Origin of the sequence: Clostridium sp. AF21-20LB (assembly GCF_003478795.1) — a bacterium.
GTDB lineage: Bacteria > Bacillota > Clostridia > Lachnospirales > Lachnospiraceae > Otoolea > Otoolea fessa.
In genome coordinates this window covers 20,642-35,633 of record NZ_QUGD01000014.1, presented here as the reverse complement: position 1 = coordinate 35,633, position 14,992 = coordinate 20,642, and the positions used below count along the sequence as shown (strand labels likewise).

Sequence of the window (14,992 nt, the reverse complement as noted above, 5' to 3'; positions counted from 1 at the left end):
AAGATAAACGTAAAAACCGCCCCTGTCACCAGGGGCGGAGGTCGTCGAAAGAGATAGAAGGAGACGAAAAGATGAAAAGTGATGCAGTAAGAAAAGGGATGCAGCAGGCACCTCACCGTTCTTTGTTTAATGCACTCGGTATGACGGAAGAGGAGATGAACAAACCTCTTGTCGGTATCGTAAGTTCTTATAATGAGATTGTTCCGGGACACATGAACCTGGACAAGATTGTAAATGCCGTGAAGCTGGGAGTAGCGATGGCTGGCGGCACACCGGTTGTATTTCCGGCGATCGCAGTCTGTGATGGTATCGCTATGGGACATGTCGGCATGAAATATTCCCTGGTTACCCGTGATCTGATCGCAGATTCCACCGAATGTATGGCGCTGGCACATCAGTTCGATGCGCTGGTTATGGTTCCAAACTGTGATAAAAACGTACCGGGACTTCTGATGGCAGCAGCCCGCGTCAATGTACCGACTGTATTTGTCAGCGGCGGTCCGATGTTAGCCGGTCATGTAAAGGGACAGAAGAGAAGTCTTTCCAGCATGTTCGAGGCAGTTGGTTCCTACGCAGCAGGCACCATGACGGAAGAAGATGTGAAAGAATTCGAATGTAAGGTCTGCCCGACCTGCGGTTCCTGTTCCGGTATGTACACCGCCAACAGCATGAACTGCTTAACAGAGGTACTCGGCATGGGCCTTCAGGGCAACGGTACGATCCCGGCAGTTTACTCCGAGCGAATCAAACTGGCAAAACACGCTGGTATGAAGGTTATGGAGATGTATGAGAAAAACATCCGTCCGAGAGATATTATGACAGAAAAGGCATTTTTAAATGCACTGACCGTGGATATGGCACTCGGATGTTCTACCAACAGTATGCTGCATCTTCCGGCGATTGCACATGAGGCAGGCGTAGACCTGAACATGGAGCTGGTCAATGAGATGAGCAAGCGCACCCCGAACCTGTGCCATCTGGCACCGGCAGGTCCGACCTATATGGAGGATCTGAACGAGGCAGGCGGCGTGTATGCGGTTATGAATGAGCTGTCCAAGAAGAACCTTCTGAATCTGGACTGCATGACCGTAACCGGCAAGACCGTTGGCGAGAATATCAAGGGCTGTGTCAACAAGAATCCGGAGGTTATCCGACCGATCGACAATCCGTACAGCCAGACTGGCGGTATTGCGATCCTGAAAGGAAACCTGGCACCGGATACAGGCGTTGTAAAACGTTCTGCCGTTGCACCGGAGATGCTGGTACATCAGGGACCAGCGCGTGTATTTGACTGTGAGGAAGACGCGATTGCAGCGATCAAGGGCGGCAAGATCGTGGCTGGCGATGTTGTTGTCATCCGTTACGAGGGACCGAAGGGTGGTCCGGGCATGCGTGAGATGCTGAACCCGACTTCTGCCATCGCAGGTATGGGACTTGGTTCCAGCGTAGCTCTGATCACAGACGGACGTTTCTCCGGCGCATCCAGAGGTGCATCCATCGGACACGTTTCTCCGGAGGCGGCAGTCGGCGGACCGATCGCGCTGGTTGAGGAAGGCGATATTATTTCCATCGATATCAACAATAACTCCCTGAACGTACTCGTATCCGACGAGGAGCTGGCAGAGAGAAGAAAGAAATGGCAGCCGAGAGAACCGAAGGTTACGACCGGATACCTGGCACGTTACGCAGCGCTTGTAACGAGCGGAAACCGGGGCGCAATCCTGGAGGTTCCGAAGACACAGAAGTAATCATTGCGGGCTTCAGACAGGTGCTTTTGAGACGGAAAGTACTGCTTGATGCCAAAAGGCAGTGGATGGGACGATTTATCAGGCTGCCCCTACGGAGAACTTGACAGCGCGACAGACGCTTTCGGAAGCTTTGCGGGGATATGTACTCTCGGAGTTTTTCAGCCCCGCTTTTGCGGTTGATGAAAGCCCGGGAGTATATGCATTTAAAATGGTTTAAGGAAGGAAAGCAGGTTAGACAGATGAAGACATTGACAGGAGCAGAGATTGTCATTGAATGCTTGAAAGAGCAGGGGGTAGACACGGTGTTCGGTTATCCGGGCGGCGCGATCCTCAACATTTATGATGCACTTTATAAACACAAGGATGAAATCACCCATATTTTGACCTCTCATGAACAGGGAGCGTCCCACGCGGCAGACGGCTACGCGAGAGCAACCGGTAAGGTCGGTGTGTGTATGGCGACATCCGGTCCGGGAGCTACAAACCTGGTTACGGGTATTGCAACAGCTAACCTGGATTCCATTCCGATGGTAGCCATCACCTGTAATGTAACGACAGGGCTTCTTGGAAAAGACAGCTTCCAGGAGATCGACATTTTGGGTGTTACCATGCCGATCACGAAATATAATTTTATCGTAAAGGATGTCACGAAGCTGGCAGATGTGATCCGTCGTGCGTTCGTGATTGCTAAGAGTGGCCGTCCGGGTCCGGTTTTGGTGGATATCACCAAGGATGTGACGGCAGCGGCCTGCGAGTACGAGCCGAAGGAACCGCAGCCGATCGAGCGCGAGACAGAGCTGATCCGTGAGGAAGACATGGAAAAGGCGATCGAGATGATCAAGGCAGCGAGAAAACCGTTTATTTTCGTCGGCGGCGGTGCAGTGGCATCGGATGCTGCCAATGAATTAAGTGCATTTGCACATAAAATTCAGGCGCCGGTGGGTGACAGTCTGATGGGTAAAGGTGCATTTGACGGAACCGATGTCCTTTATACCGGTATGATCGGTATGCACGGAACCAAGACATCCAACCTCGGTGTGGCAGAGTGCGATCTGCTGATCGTTGTAGGCGCGCGTTTCAGTGACCGTGTTGTGGGAGATCCGAACCATTTCGCAGCCAATGCAAAGATTTTACACATAGATATCGATCCGGCGGAGATTAACAAAAACATCCAGACCGATGCGAGTATTATTGGCGATGTCAAGATTATCCTGCGTAAGTTAAACGCACGTCTGGATCCGATGAACCATGACGAGTGGCTGAGCCACATTGAGCGCCTGAAAGATATGTACCCGCTCCGCTACAACAAGGAAGTTCTGACCGGTCCGTATATCATGGAAGAGATCTACAAGGTAACCGGCGGCGATGCGATCATCTGTACCGATGTCGGACAGCATCAGATGTGGGCGGCACAGTATTATAAATACAAACGTCCGAGACAGCTTCTGACCTCCGGCGGTCTGGGCACGATGGGTTACGGTCTGGGTGCAGCGATTGGTGCGAAGATGGGCTGCAAGGATAAGACGGTTATCAATATTGCCGGAGACGGCTGTTTCCGTATGAACATGAACGAGATTGCGACGGCAACTCGCTACAATATTCCGGTTATCGAGGTTGTATTTAACAACCATGTTCTGGGTATGGTGCGCCAGTGGCAGACCCTGTTCTATGGAAAACGCTATTCCCAGACGGAGCTTTACGATCAGATGGATTTCGTCAAGGTGGCAGAGGGCATGGGCGCGAAAGCATACCGTATCACGAAGAAAGAGGATGTGGAGCCGGTGCTGCGCGAGGCGATCAGCTTAAATATCCCGGTTATGATCGAGTGCCAGATCGGCAGCGATGACAAGGTATTCCCGATGGTTCCGGCTGGAAAACCGATCGAGGAAGCGTTTGATGAGATTGACTTACGCATCGAATAGTTGTAAAATGGGGGCTATTATCACATTTTTGTGTAAGACAGGAGGAGATTTATTATGAGCAGAGTCTATAACTTTTCGGCAGGTCCGGCAGTGCTTCCGGAGGAGGTACTGAGAGAGGCAGCGGCAGAGATGCTGGATTACCAGGGCAGCGGTATGTCCGTCATGGAGATGAGCCACCGCTCCAAGGATTTCCAGGCCATCATTGATGATGCAGAGAAGGATCTGCGCGAACTGATGCAGATTCCGGACAATTACAAAGTATTATTCGTACAGGGCGGCGGCAATATGCAGTTCGCCATGGTTCCGATGAACCTGTTCAAAAATAAGGTGGGGGATTACATCATCACCGGACAGTGGGCAAAGAAAGCATATCAGGAGGCAAAGATGTTTGGTACTGCCAACGCGATTGCATCCAGCGCTGACAAGACCTTTTCCTACATCCCGGATTGTTCGGACCTTCCAGTGGATGAGGACGCAGATTACGTGTATATCTGCTTAAATAACACTATTTACGGAACCGTATACCATGAGCTTCCGAACACCAAGGGCAAGACACTGGTAGCAGACATCTCCTCCTGTTTCCTGTCAGAGCCGCTCGATGTGAGTAAGTTTGGTATTCTCTGGGGTGGTGTCCAGAAGAACGTAGGTCCGGCTGGTATGGCGATCGTCATCATCCGCGAGGATCTGATCACCGAGGATGTTCTTCCGGGAACACCAACCATGCTGCGCTACAAAACATACGCAGACAATGACTCTCTGTACAACACACCGCCTACATACACCATCTATATGTGCGGCAAGGTATTTAAATGGCTCAAGAAAATGGGCGGTTTAAGTGCCATGAAGGAGCGCAACGAGAAGAAGGCGAAGATCCTTTACGATTTCCTCGATGAGAGCAAGCTCTTCAAGGGTACCGTTGAGAAAAAGGACCGTTCCCTGATGAACGTACCGTTCGTCACCGGCGATGCAGATCTGGATGCCCTGTTTGTCAAGGAAGCCAAAGAGGCAGGTTTTGTGAACTTAAAAGGTCACCGTACCGTCGGCGGTATGCGTGCCAGCATCTACAACGCAATGCCGATCGAGGGCGTTGAGAAATTAGTTGCTTTCATGCGTGAATTTGAGAAAAAACATACAAATTAGTTAATTTTAAAATTTATGCCATTGCTGCGGCGAAAGGGAGGGGGAATCCGTTCCTTTCTGCTGCAGCAGTGGACTTTTTAAAACAAAAACAGCCCGCGTATGGGAAGATTTGAAATTTTGAAAGAAAAGAGAGTTAAAAAATGAGAAAAATCCATTGCCTGAACCCGATTTCCAAGCTGGGAACCGGTTTACTGACCGAAAATTATGAGATGACTGACAACCTGGCGGAGGCAGAGGGCATTCTGGTCCGCAGTGCTGCCATGCATGATCTGGAACTTCCGAAGGGACTGCGTGCTGTTGCACGTGCCGGAGCGGGCGTCAACAACATTCCGCTTGACAAGTGTGCGGAGCTGGTGTTGTCGTATTCAATACACCGGGCGCCAATGCAAACGGTGTCAAAGAGCTGGTGCTGGCTGGCATGCTGCTGGGAGCCAGAGACGTAGTCGGCGGCATCGACTGGTGCAAGGAGCAGAAGGACAATGAAAATATCTCCAAAGATATGGAGAAGGCGAAAAAGAAATTTGCCGGTCATGAGATCCGCGGCAAAAAGCTTGGTGTTATCGGACTGGGCGCCATCGGCGCAGAGGTTGCAAACGCAGCTGCAGCGCTCGGCATGGAAGTATACGGCTATGATCCGTTTATTTCTGTCAAGGCAGCGTGGATGCTTTCCAGAGACGTAAAGCACATCACATCGGTTGATACGATCTATCAGGAATGCGATTACATCACCGTTCATGTACCGCTGCTTGACAGCACCCGCCAGATGATCAACAAAGACAGCCTGGGACAGATGAAGGACGGCGTGGTTATCTTAAACTTTGCGCGTGACCTTCTGGTAAATGACGACGATATGGCAGAGGCGCTGGCTTCCGGTCGTGTAAAACGCTATATCACCGATTTCCCGAATGCAAAAGTAATGCAGATGCTGAACGTCATCGCAACCCCACATCTGGGCGCATCCACAGAAGAATCCGAGGATAATTGTGCCGTGATGGCAGTCAAAGAGCTGATGGATTACCTGGACAATGGTAATATCAAGAATTCCGTCAACTTCCCGAATTGCGATATGGGCGTGTGCACAACCGTAGGTCGTCTTGCACTTCTTCATAAGAATGTGCCGAACATGATCGGACAGATTTCCTCGATCCTGGCATCGACTGACATGAACATCGCAAACATGACGAACAAGAGCCGTGATAAATACGCTTATACGCTGGTTGATCTGGAGACCAAGGCAGACGCGGCGACGATTGAGAAGCTGAAAGCTATTCAGGGTATGATGCGCGTGCGCGTGATCAAATAATAAGTTTTATTGAAAACAGCCGGAGAAAGTGCGGTTTTGGGTGCACCTTTTCCGGCTGTATTTTTATGGATTGCAGAATGTTTTTATTGAAGAATCTCTGCATGGCTTTTTAACGTGATAATTATATGTATATATTGGTGAGAAACTGTCAGTGGCGGGTTATATTAAGCGACAGGATTGACTTGGTAAGAAAACTTTGTCATGGGGTGAAAAATTGATCGATACTAGGATCTTTCATTTCATAAACACGCGTCCACTCCTTAGTGCCATCTTTTTTGACAGTTTCGGAGCGGTTTATCGCCAGAAAACGGATCAGTTCATAGCAGTCAATCCAGATTTCGTTGTTTCCTTCTTTCTGGGATTCGTCAAAAATGAGCTGCAATCCGAAATGCAGGTGCGGTTCAGCGATGTTGTTGGTGTTTTCAGTGCTGCTGTAGCCGGTGTGCCCGAGATAACCGATCACGTCCCCGGCGGTGACGAGACTGCCCTCTTTCAGGTTTGACTGGTAGGGGTAGTCTTTGCGTAAATGTGCATAATAGTAGTATCGTTTCCCGTCAAAGCTGCGGATGCCGATGCGCCAGCCGCCGTACTGGTTCCAGCCGAGCGCCTCGACGCGCCCGGATTCCACAGCAATCACAGGCGTTCCCGTCTGCCCCATCATATCATGCCCGAGATGCCGTCTCCGGTAACCGTAGCTGCGGGAGACACCGAAATCGTCATAGTGGCTGTAGGGAAAGTTTTTCGCCAGTGGGAGAAACGCTTTCAGACCATATTTGGTAACCCAGACTTTTTCCTCACCGGAGGGAGTCAGGGGGACAGCGTCGGGATCGGAGAGAGTGGGGGCTGGGGTTTCGAGAGAAGTTTGTGTGTTGGATGAGGCTGAAGTTTCTGGTGAAGCTTGACTGGCTGAGTCGATTGTGTCTGTACCAGTTGTGGTTGCTGTTGTGGTTGCTGTTGTGGTTGCTGTTGTTGTTGTTGTTGTTGTTGGTGTCGTTGCGTAGGAAGTATTGGCAGCCGGATCCCCTTCCTGTATCTGCGCGTCCGCCAGTGCAAAAGCCGGTGCTTCCGATTTCGGAATCTCAATTTCATACAGTCCGACCATTCCATCCAGAACCGCGCCGTAAGCCTCACGATAATAGGCAAAAGAGGTCATATTTTTCGTCAATTCTTCCACTGTAACGCCATTTTGGAGCTGTTCGGCAGCTTCCGTCATATCGGACGCCTGATAATGTGAAAAATCGCCCCCGTAGCGCGCCCCCAGGTAGGCGAGCAGATCGACCCAGTTCAGGTGGAGATCCTGCTGGCAGGTATCAACATCATAGCGGAACGCCTGTGTCATGGCGTCGGCGGTTACATCGAAATCCACCCAGCGGATAAAATGTTCCGACGCATTCCCGACCGTGACCTGACGGCTGTTCGGACGCTGGAAGGACCAGCTGACAAAGAGCGCCGCAATGGCGCAGATTTCCAGTGCAATGATAACAGAACTTCGTTTCAAGACAGATCCCTCCTGTGCGATAGTATTTAAATGCGAAGCCACGGCAAATTCCGTTACTGGGCACGTATGCGTGAACAATAACATTTTTGCAATCTGATAAGATTGTATGAGAGGATGGGAGAAAGTATGAGTCCATCTTTGGAAAAATATGAGAAAAAGCGTTTGAGGCGAGGAAAAAGGATGGGCTGATTCAGGCAAACAGATTATACAAACAGATTATATCAGAGAGAAAAGTGATAGAAAAAATAGAAGAAAATAATAGATGACCTGCAGAGAAATAAAAAAGAGAGTAAATCATATATACAAGGAGGTACATGAAATGGAAAAGAAGGAAGAAAAGAAAAAGCCGTCCGGCTCATTCTCAGAAGTCTGGGACAAGCGCGGACAGGAGACGGATGCAGCCAATGATTTCCGGAAGAAAATCGAGATGGAGATCACCGAGGCACGCCCGGGCTATGCAGTTGGAGAGATTGTATTGAAACCGTGGCATATGAATATCTTAGGTATCGTGCACGGCGGCGTCCTGTATTCACTGGCGGATACCGTGGGCGGCACCGCAGCGATGACCGGGCGCGACTACGCAGTCCCGACCGTGGATGGCACGATCCATTATCTGAAAGCTGGAAAAAACACATCCAAAATCATCGCCCGGGCGCAGGAAATACAGAATGGTTATGCATTTTCGGTGTGCGAATGCAAGATTTATGATGATAAGGAGACGCTGCTGGCATCGGCGACGATGACGTATTATCATTTGAGGAGGAGGTAGAGCTGCAAGATACAATCACAGCTCTATCACACTCCCATCCTCCGGTACCAGCAAATCCCCGTGATAATAGGCTTCCCCTTCAGCGCGGTACAAAGCAGCGCGTTCCGGATAAGTCTTATCTTCAGTGTGCCACAGAATCAAATGCCGCGCATCGAGGCGTTCGGCGAGTTCGCAGGCATCTTTGACGGTGCTGTGGTGTTTTTCATAAGGGGAGAAGATTTCCCGGTCACGGTAGAGGCAGAAGGCTTCGTGGAAGAGCCAGTCGGCGCCTTTGGCAAATTCTTCGCAGAGCGGGTTCAGCGGTTCGTCGCCCGGGCAGCAGACGATCTTGCCGTCCGGCAGCACAGCGCGGAAGCCGAACTGGCGCGCCTTGGTCGAATGAATGTCAAAGAAGGTGACCTCCATATCGAGAATCTGCCGAGTTTCGCGGTCAGAAACCGGGATGAGCTGGATCGGATCGCCGATCAGGTCGCAGAATTTCTTCTGGAGTGTCAGGCGGCAGAAGGTCTGAATCGTGTCGATCAGCCGTCGTGGCAGTAAATATGAAAAATTCCCTCATAATTTCCCTTTTTGATGGCAGTGCCAATCATCCGGATCATCCAGATTACGCCGAGAATGTGGTCGGTGTGTTCGTGTGTCACGAAGAGATGATGGATGCGGTTTAATGGAACCTGCATTTCTTCCAGAATCCGCAGGATGCCATTGCCGCCGCCGGCGTCTGTCATGAAATATTCCTCGCCGGAGCGGATGGCGAAGCAGGTATTATAATAACGTGTCATCGTGGCGTTGCCGGTGCCAAACACGTAGAGAGTGTGTGGTTCTGTCATGAATGTCCCTCCTGTATTTATGTAAAAATATGTTTCTGTTCCCGGGTAGGCACTTTTGGAACCGAAAGTGCCGTAAGAAAACGTGGTGGCAGCAGGAATTTGCCGTATTGAAATGCGAAGCCACGGCAAATTCTGTTACTGGGCACGTATGCGTGAACAGTAACAAAAATATGTTTCTGTTCACGAGTAGGCACTTTTGGAACCGAAAGTGCCGAAAATATATTTTGACCCTGATCTGAATCTATGCTACTATAAATCTATCCAAAAGGCAAATGTAATATAGATAATGTGCTGTTTACCCAAAGCGAGCGCGACGATAACGAGTCACGACAATATCCGGGCAGACAGCGCAGTTTGGGAGCTGATAACATGAGGGATTTAGCATATTTGAAGCTGCTTTCGCGGGAGTATCCGAATATCCGGGCGGCGGCGAGTGATATTATTAATTTACAGGCAATCTGTGGACTTCCGAAGGGCACGGAATATTTTTTCAGTGACCTGCACGGTGAGCATGAGGCGTTTATTTATCTGCTCCGCAGTTCGTCGGGTATCATCCGGGAGAAGATCCGCGAGACATTTGGACATATTATTTCGGAGGAGGACGAGGTGCGGCTGGCGAACCTTATCTATTATCCGGAAAAAATGATCAATCAGATTAAACAGGCGAACGAATACACGGAGGACTGGCAGAAGACGGCGGTGTACCGTCTGGTGCAGATCTGCCGGGAGGTTTCGTCGAAATACACCCGTTCCAAGGTGAGAAAAAAGATGCCGAAGGAATTTTCGGGTGTGATCGATGAGCTTTTATATGTCGATAATACCGATGACAATAAGACGGAGTATTACAGCGAACTCATCAATACCCTGATTGACGTCCGGGTGGCGGACAGCTTTATTGTCGTGATCTGCAGCCTGATCCGGAGTCTGACGATCGATAATCTTCATATCTTGGGCGATATATTTGACCGTGGTCCGAGACCAGATATCATTCTGGAGGAACTGATGCATTTCCATGATGTGGATATCCAGTGGGGCAATCATGATATTTCGTGGATGGGCGCGGCGACGGGCAACCGGGCGTGTATCTGCAATGTTTTGCGTATGGCGCTCGGTTACAATGGATTTGATGTATTGGAGGACGGCTACGGAATTAACCTGCGCCCGCTGTCGATGTTTGCGGAGCGCGTGTACCGGGACGATCCGTGTACCTGTTTTCTGCCGCAGATTCTTGACAAAAATATTTACGATGCAGTGGATCCGAAGCTGGCGGCGAAGATGCACAAGGCGATCGCGGTGTTACAGTATAAGGAAGAGGGGCAGATCATCAAGCGCCATCCGGAGTACGGGATGGAAGAGCGGATACTTCTGTCAGCGATTCGTTATGACCGCGGCACGGTCACGATCGATGGAAAAGAGTATCCGATGCGCGACATGAATTTCCCGACGGTGGATCCGGCGGATCCGCTGCGGCTGACGGACGAAGAGGAAGAGCTGCTTCACACGCTGGAGCTGTCGTTCCGCCACAATGCGCGGCTGCATGAGCATGTCCGTTTCCTATATTCCAACGGAAGCATGTATAAATGCTGCAATTCCAACCTGCTCTATCACGGCTGTATCCCGATGACGGAGAATCGGGAATTTGACGGTCTGATGGTGGGCGGCAAGATGTACCGCGGCAAGGAATTGATGGATTTTATTGACACACAGGTTAAAAATGCCTATTTTCTTCCAGAGGACGCGCCGGAGAAGGAGGCGTGCCGCGATTTTATGTGGTATCTGTGGAATGGTGCGAAATCGCCGGTATTTGGAAAGGACAAAAACCGCAGCTTTGAGCATTATTTCATCGAGGATCCGGAAGTGATGAGAGAGACGATGAACCCGTATTACCAGCTCAGTGAGGAAGAAGAGACCTGCGATATGATTTTGAAGGAATTTGGACTTCCGACGAAGGGCTCGCATATCATCAACGGGCATATGCCGGTGAAGATTAAGAGTGGAGAGACACCGATCCGGGCTGGCGGCAAGCTCTTCATCATTGACGGCGGGCTGTCGAAAGCCTACCAGGAGCGGACGGGAATCGCCGGATATACGTTGATTTTCAATTCGCACCATCTCGCGCTTGCGGAACACAAGCCATTTGACCCGGAGCGCGAGCGGACGCCGAAGGTATATATTGTGGAGAAAATGCAGAAGCGCATCACAGTGGCGGATACCGATGAGGGCAAGGAGCTGGCGGGCCGCATCGAGGATCTGAAAGAGCTCTTGAAAGCGTACCGGAGCGGACTTTTGAAAGAGCGCGTACGCTGAGGCAGTTGAAAGGGACGGGAACTGGAAGCTTGTTTCTTTCGGCTGGGTGAAACGGAAGAAACGGGACGGTTTGAGGAATAAGGAGACAAGATGAGAAAGACAGAGTTTTTACAGGAGCTTCGGGAGGCGCTGGACGGCGAGGTTTCGGCTTCAGTCATCCAGAGCAACATAAGCTATTACGATCAGTATATCAGCCAGGAGGCGGCGAAAGGGCGCCGGGAGGAAGAAGTGATCGAGGAGATCGGCAGCCCACGCCTGATTGCGAAAACCATTATCGACAGCAGCGAGGGCGCCGGGGAGACCGGCCAGGGCGGTTCGTACACTTCGGGAGACGCTGCCGGGAGCGGGCGCACAGCGTCCTCCTACAACGGCGGTTTTTCGGAGCGGGACGACAGCGGTCTGCCGCCGAACTTCCATTACATCGATTTGAACAAATGGTACTGGAAGGTGATTCTCAGCGTGGTGGTTATCGCGATCTTATTTGTGCTGTTTGCACTGGTCGGAGGTATTTTCACCATCCTGATTCATCTGGCGGGACCGATTCTTCTGATTTGGCTGATCTATACATTTATTAAGAATATTTGGAAATAGAAAAGAACCCCTGTCGCCGGCTGTGAGGGATGACCGGAGCGGGGGTTCTTTTCTTGTTTTCTCGCAAACATATGGAGGTTTATTGAGTTGAAAAATGTTGTATTATGGAACATTTCAGAGGGAGTTTCCATAATACAAAAAAGCACTTGTCATGCCGTCTTTGGCAAACAAATGCTTTTTAGCTGGGCTACAAGGATTCGAACCTTGAAAATGACGGAGTCAGAGTCCGTTGCCTTACCATTTGGCGATAGCCAATGAATTGAACGATTTATATTATACTGTAAGGAAACAGATTCGTCAACTACTTTTTTCGCTTTTTTGATAATTTTTTTGTTTGGGCGGCTGCTGTGGCAGAAACCGCGCCATGCGTCCGGCAAATTCTGCAATATTCTGGGTCTGTAAGTAGACAACGTGGTTCGAATCGGATATAATGAGTTTCATGACAGAATGTTAAGGCAATATAGGACGAAACGGCAGATGGCGGATGCGCGGAGATGGTGCGGGGAGCCGGAAGCCGGAAAGGAAAAGAGAGCGATATGTATACATTTGACAGCCGGGTCCGGTACAGTGAGACGGATGAAGAGGGAAATCTTTCTGTGGTGGGAATCATGAATTATCTTCAGGATTGTTCGACGTTCCAGTCGGAGGATCTGAAACTCGGGATTTCCTATCTGAATGAGGAAAAACGGGCGTGGTGGCTGAGCGGATGGCAGATAGAGATTCTCAGACAGCCGCATTTTGGCGAGCGGATCCGTATTTCGACCTGGCCGTATGGGTTTAAGGGAATCTATGGCTACCGGAATTTCACGATCGAGGATGAGATGGGAAACCCGCTGGTGCGGGCGGATTCGACCTGGTTTTACTACGATCTGGAAAAAGGATGCCCGGTGCGGGTGCCGGAAAGCCAGTTGGAGGGCTACCAGATTGAAGATAAACCGCTTGCAATGCCGCCAGCGCCGAAGAAAATCCGCCTGCCTGAGACGTATGAGACGGAGGCGCCGGTCACGGTGGAACGCCATCATCTCGATACGAACCGGCACGTGAACAATGCACAGTATGTGGCGATTGCGCGTGAATTGCTGCCTGTGGACTTTGCACTCGGAGAACTGCGGGTGGAGTACCGGAAGGCGGCAGTGCTTGGGGATGTGATGTACCCGAAGCTGGCGCAGGTGCCGGAAGGATACGTGGTATCGCTGCAGGATGCGGAAGGTCAGGTGTATGCGAATTTGTGGCTGGCAAAGACTGGTTTGTAAAGAGTTTGTATGTAGCAGTGAAGAAACTGAATCATTGTAGCCGAAGAAAGATTCGGCGTGGATTGTCTGCCAGTGAATGAAAAATGCAACCGTTAAATAAAAAAGAGATCGGCAGAAAAGAGAGGACGAATGACATGATTGAACTGGGAAGAGTACAGGAACTGATGGTAGTGCGGGAGAAAAACTTCGGCGTGTATCTGGGACAGAAGAAAGATGACGCGGCGGCGGTCCTGCTTCCGAAGAAACAGGTGCCGGAGGGCACAAAAGTGGGCGATAAGCTCAAGGTATTTATTTATAAAGATTCCGAGGATCGCCTGATTGCGACGACCTCGATGCCGAAGCTGGAACTGGGCGGGACGGCGGTTTTGAAGGTCAAGGATGTATCGAAGATCGGCGCCTTTCTCGATATGGGGCTGGAAAAAGATCTGCTGCTCCCGTTTAAAGAGCAGGTATATCCGGTTCGCGCCGGGGAAGAGTGCCTGGTAGCGCTGTATATCGATAAGAGCGGTCGTCTGGCGGCGACGATGAAGGTATATTCGTATCTTTGCAGTGATGCGCCGTACAAGAAGGACGAGTGGACCGAGGGACGCGTCTATGAGATCAATGAAAATCTGGGCGTGTTCGTGGCAGTGGCAGACCGCTATTTCGGTCTGATTCCGAACCGTGAGCTGTATGGAAAATGCCGTCTGGGCGAGGTTTTAAAGGTACGCGTGACGAAGGTGCGCGAGGATGGAAAAATGGATTTGAGCCTGCGCGAGGTGGCGTACCGTCAGATGAATGCGGATGCCGAGGCGGTGCTGGCACGTCTGAAAGAAAAAAACGGCGTTCTGCCGTTCAATGACCGCGTGGAGCCGGAGATTATCCGCCGCGAATTTAATCTAAGCAAAAACGCGTTCAAGCGTGCGGTTGGACACCTTTTAAAAGAAGGAAAAGTAGAGGTAAACGAAGATTCTATCCGTTTAAAATAAAAGACAAAGGAGAGATTTGACATGAAGAAAGTAATCAGCACAACCAATGCACCGGCAGCGATCGGCCCGTATTCCCAGGCAATCGAGGTAAATGGAATGGTATTTGCATCCGGTCAGATTCCGGTCAATCCGGCAACCGGCGAGATCCCGGAGGGAATCGAGGCTCAGGCAGAGCAGGTTTTAACCAATGTAAAGAATCTTCTGGCGGCAGCAGGTGCTTCCATGGAGCAGGTTGTAAAGACCACCGTATTTATCCAGAACATGGATGATTTCGGAAAAGTAAATGAAATCTATGCGAAATATTTCGAGGGCGCATGCCCGGCACGTTCCTGCGTCGAGGTATCTAAACTTCCGAAGGGCGTCCTGATGGAGATGGAAGCGATCGCAGCAAAATAAGAATGAATCGCATATTTGGAAAATTTCGCCGGAAAAACAAGTCCCAGTCTGTGAAAATCCCGGCGTGTGAGGGCAAAATGACGAAAAAATTCACTTTTTTTTCGTCCGCCCTCTTTTTTTTTTTCGTCACTTTGCTTTAAAATAAAGGGAAAGATCCGTCCAAGATTCAGATGGGGAACGGTTATGGTCCACAGGCATAGATTGCCGGAGGGGTAACAAACGGGTTTGGGGAATGACAGGTTGAAAGACCCGGAAACACAGCTGGACGGA

At 50.4% G+C, this 14,992-nt stretch carries 10 protein-coding genes, 1 tRNA gene and 2 pseudogenes; 10 read left to right on the top strand and 3 right to left on the bottom strand.

From position 1 onward, the window contains the following. Positions 1–71 precede the first annotated feature (71 nt). The 4 genes and pseudogenes from ilvD to DWX76_RS08745 all read left to right on the top strand — a co-directional run bounded on the left by ilvD (position 72) and on the right by DWX76_RS08745 (position 6,113). Positions 72–1,748 (top strand): dihydroxy-acid dehydratase, encoded by a 1,677-nt coding sequence (ilvD, locus tag DWX76_RS08760; RefSeq protein ID WP_107001470.1) that lies wholly within the window; start codon positions 72–74, stop codon positions 1,746–1,748. Positions 1,749–1,987: 239 nt separating this feature from the next. Continuing rightward, the gene (ilvB, locus tag DWX76_RS08755; protein ID WP_118482351.1) at positions 1,988–3,670 is read left to right on the top strand and encodes a biosynthetic-type acetolactate synthase large subunit; all 1,683 of its coding nucleotides are present in this window, start codon (positions 1,988–1,990) and stop codon (positions 3,668–3,670) included. A 54-nt stretch (positions 3,671–3,724) separates the two neighbouring features. Then, complete coding sequence (serC, locus tag DWX76_RS08750) at positions 3,725–4,810, top strand: 3-phosphoserine/phosphohydroxythreonine transaminase (protein ID WP_107001472.1); 1,086 nt, start codon at positions 3,725–3,727, stop codon at positions 4,808–4,810. A 140-nt stretch (positions 4,811–4,950) separates the two neighbouring features. Next, positions 4,951–6,113 (top strand): annotated as a pseudogene (locus tag DWX76_RS08745) (phosphoglycerate dehydrogenase). Between the two features lie 199 nt (positions 6,114–6,312). On the opposite strand, the gene DWX76_RS14430 reads toward DWX76_RS08745, so the two are convergent. Next, positions 6,313–7,653 carry a M23 family metallopeptidase gene (locus tag DWX76_RS14430; RefSeq protein ID WP_412694028.1) on the bottom strand — a complete coding sequence of 447 codons (1,341 nt, stop codon included), beginning with the start codon at positions 7,651–7,653 and terminating at the stop codon, positions 6,313–6,315. Between the two features lie 277 nt (positions 7,654–7,930). Between DWX76_RS14430 and DWX76_RS08730 the strand changes: the two genes are divergently transcribed. Beyond that, positions 7,931–8,380, top strand: a complete 450-nt coding sequence (locus DWX76_RS08730; protein ID WP_182427328.1) for a PaaI family thioesterase — start codon at positions 7,931–7,933, stop codon at positions 8,378–8,380. 15 nt (positions 8,381–8,395) lie between these two features. On the opposite strand, the pseudogene DWX76_RS08725 reads toward DWX76_RS08730, so the two are convergent. After that, a pseudogene (locus DWX76_RS08725) lies at positions 8,396–9,207 on the bottom strand (MBL fold metallo-hydrolase). Positions 9,208–9,576: 369 nt separating this feature from the next. On the opposite strand from DWX76_RS08725, the gene DWX76_RS08720 reads away from it, so the two are divergent. Beyond that, positions 9,577–11,514, top strand: coding sequence for a fructose-bisphosphatase class III (locus DWX76_RS08720; RefSeq protein ID WP_022359879.1), 1,938 nt, complete (start codon positions 9,577–9,579; stop codon positions 11,512–11,514). Positions 11,515–11,604: 90 nt separating this feature from the next. Then, entirely contained in the window at positions 11,605–12,105 is a 501-nt protein-coding gene (locus tag DWX76_RS08715) for an HAAS signaling domain-containing protein (protein ID WP_118522678.1), read from the top strand. A 182-nt stretch (positions 12,106–12,287) separates the two neighbouring features. On the opposite strand, the gene DWX76_RS08710 is transcribed toward DWX76_RS08715, so the two are convergent. Further along, positions 12,288–12,360, bottom strand: a tRNA-Gln gene (locus DWX76_RS08710). A gap of 281 nt (positions 12,361–12,641) precedes the next feature. Between DWX76_RS08710 and DWX76_RS08705 the strand changes: the two genes are divergently transcribed. The 3 genes from DWX76_RS08705 (at position 12,642) to DWX76_RS08695 (ending at position 14,722) form a co-directional block, all read left to right on the top strand. Continuing rightward, positions 12,642–13,358, top strand: coding sequence for an acyl-[acyl-carrier-protein] thioesterase (locus tag DWX76_RS08705; RefSeq protein ID WP_117796136.1), 717 nt, complete (start codon positions 12,642–12,644; stop codon positions 13,356–13,358). A gap of 134 nt (positions 13,359–13,492) precedes the next feature. Then, positions 13,493–14,326, top strand: a complete 834-nt coding sequence (locus DWX76_RS08700; protein ID WP_022359882.1) for a S1 RNA-binding domain-containing protein — start codon at positions 13,493–13,495, stop codon at positions 14,324–14,326. A 21-nt stretch (positions 14,327–14,347) separates the two neighbouring features. Beyond that, the gene (locus DWX76_RS08695; protein WP_118293414.1) at positions 14,348–14,722 is read left to right on the top strand and encodes a RidA family protein; all 375 of its coding nucleotides are present in this window, start codon (positions 14,348–14,350) and stop codon (positions 14,720–14,722) included. The last annotated feature ends 270 nt before the right edge of the window (positions 14,723–14,992 follow it).

What these genes read in the sequence shown, in the direction of transcription:
- ilvD (WP_107001470.1), top strand. Translation starts at nt 72, where the DNA reads ATGAAAAGTGATGCAGTAAGAAAAGGGATGCAGCAGGCACCTCACCGT.
- ilvB (WP_118482351.1), top strand. Translation starts at nt 1,988, where the DNA reads ATGAAGACATTGACAGGAGCAGAGATTGTCATTGAATGCTTGAAAGAG.
- serC (WP_107001472.1), top strand. Translation starts at nt 3,725, where the DNA reads ATGAGCAGAGTCTATAACTTTTCGGCAGGTCCGGCAGTGCTTCCGGAG.
- DWX76_RS08730 (WP_182427328.1), top strand. Translation starts at nt 7,931, where the DNA reads ATGGAAAAGAAGGAAGAAAAGAAAAAGCCGTCCGGCTCATTCTCAGAA.
- DWX76_RS08720 (WP_022359879.1), top strand. Translation starts at nt 9,577, where the DNA reads ATGAGGGATTTAGCATATTTGAAGCTGCTTTCGCGGGAGTATCCGAAT.
- DWX76_RS08715 (WP_118522678.1), top strand. Translation starts at nt 11,605, where the DNA reads ATGAGAAAGACAGAGTTTTTACAGGAGCTTCGGGAGGCGCTGGACGGC.
- DWX76_RS08705 (WP_117796136.1), top strand. Translation starts at nt 12,642, where the DNA reads ATGTATACATTTGACAGCCGGGTCCGGTACAGTGAGACGGATGAAGAG.
- DWX76_RS08700 (WP_022359882.1), top strand. Translation starts at nt 13,493, where the DNA reads ATGATTGAACTGGGAAGAGTACAGGAACTGATGGTAGTGCGGGAGAAA.
- DWX76_RS08695 (WP_118293414.1), top strand. Translation starts at nt 14,348, where the DNA reads ATGAAGAAAGTAATCAGCACAACCAATGCACCGGCAGCGATCGGCCCG.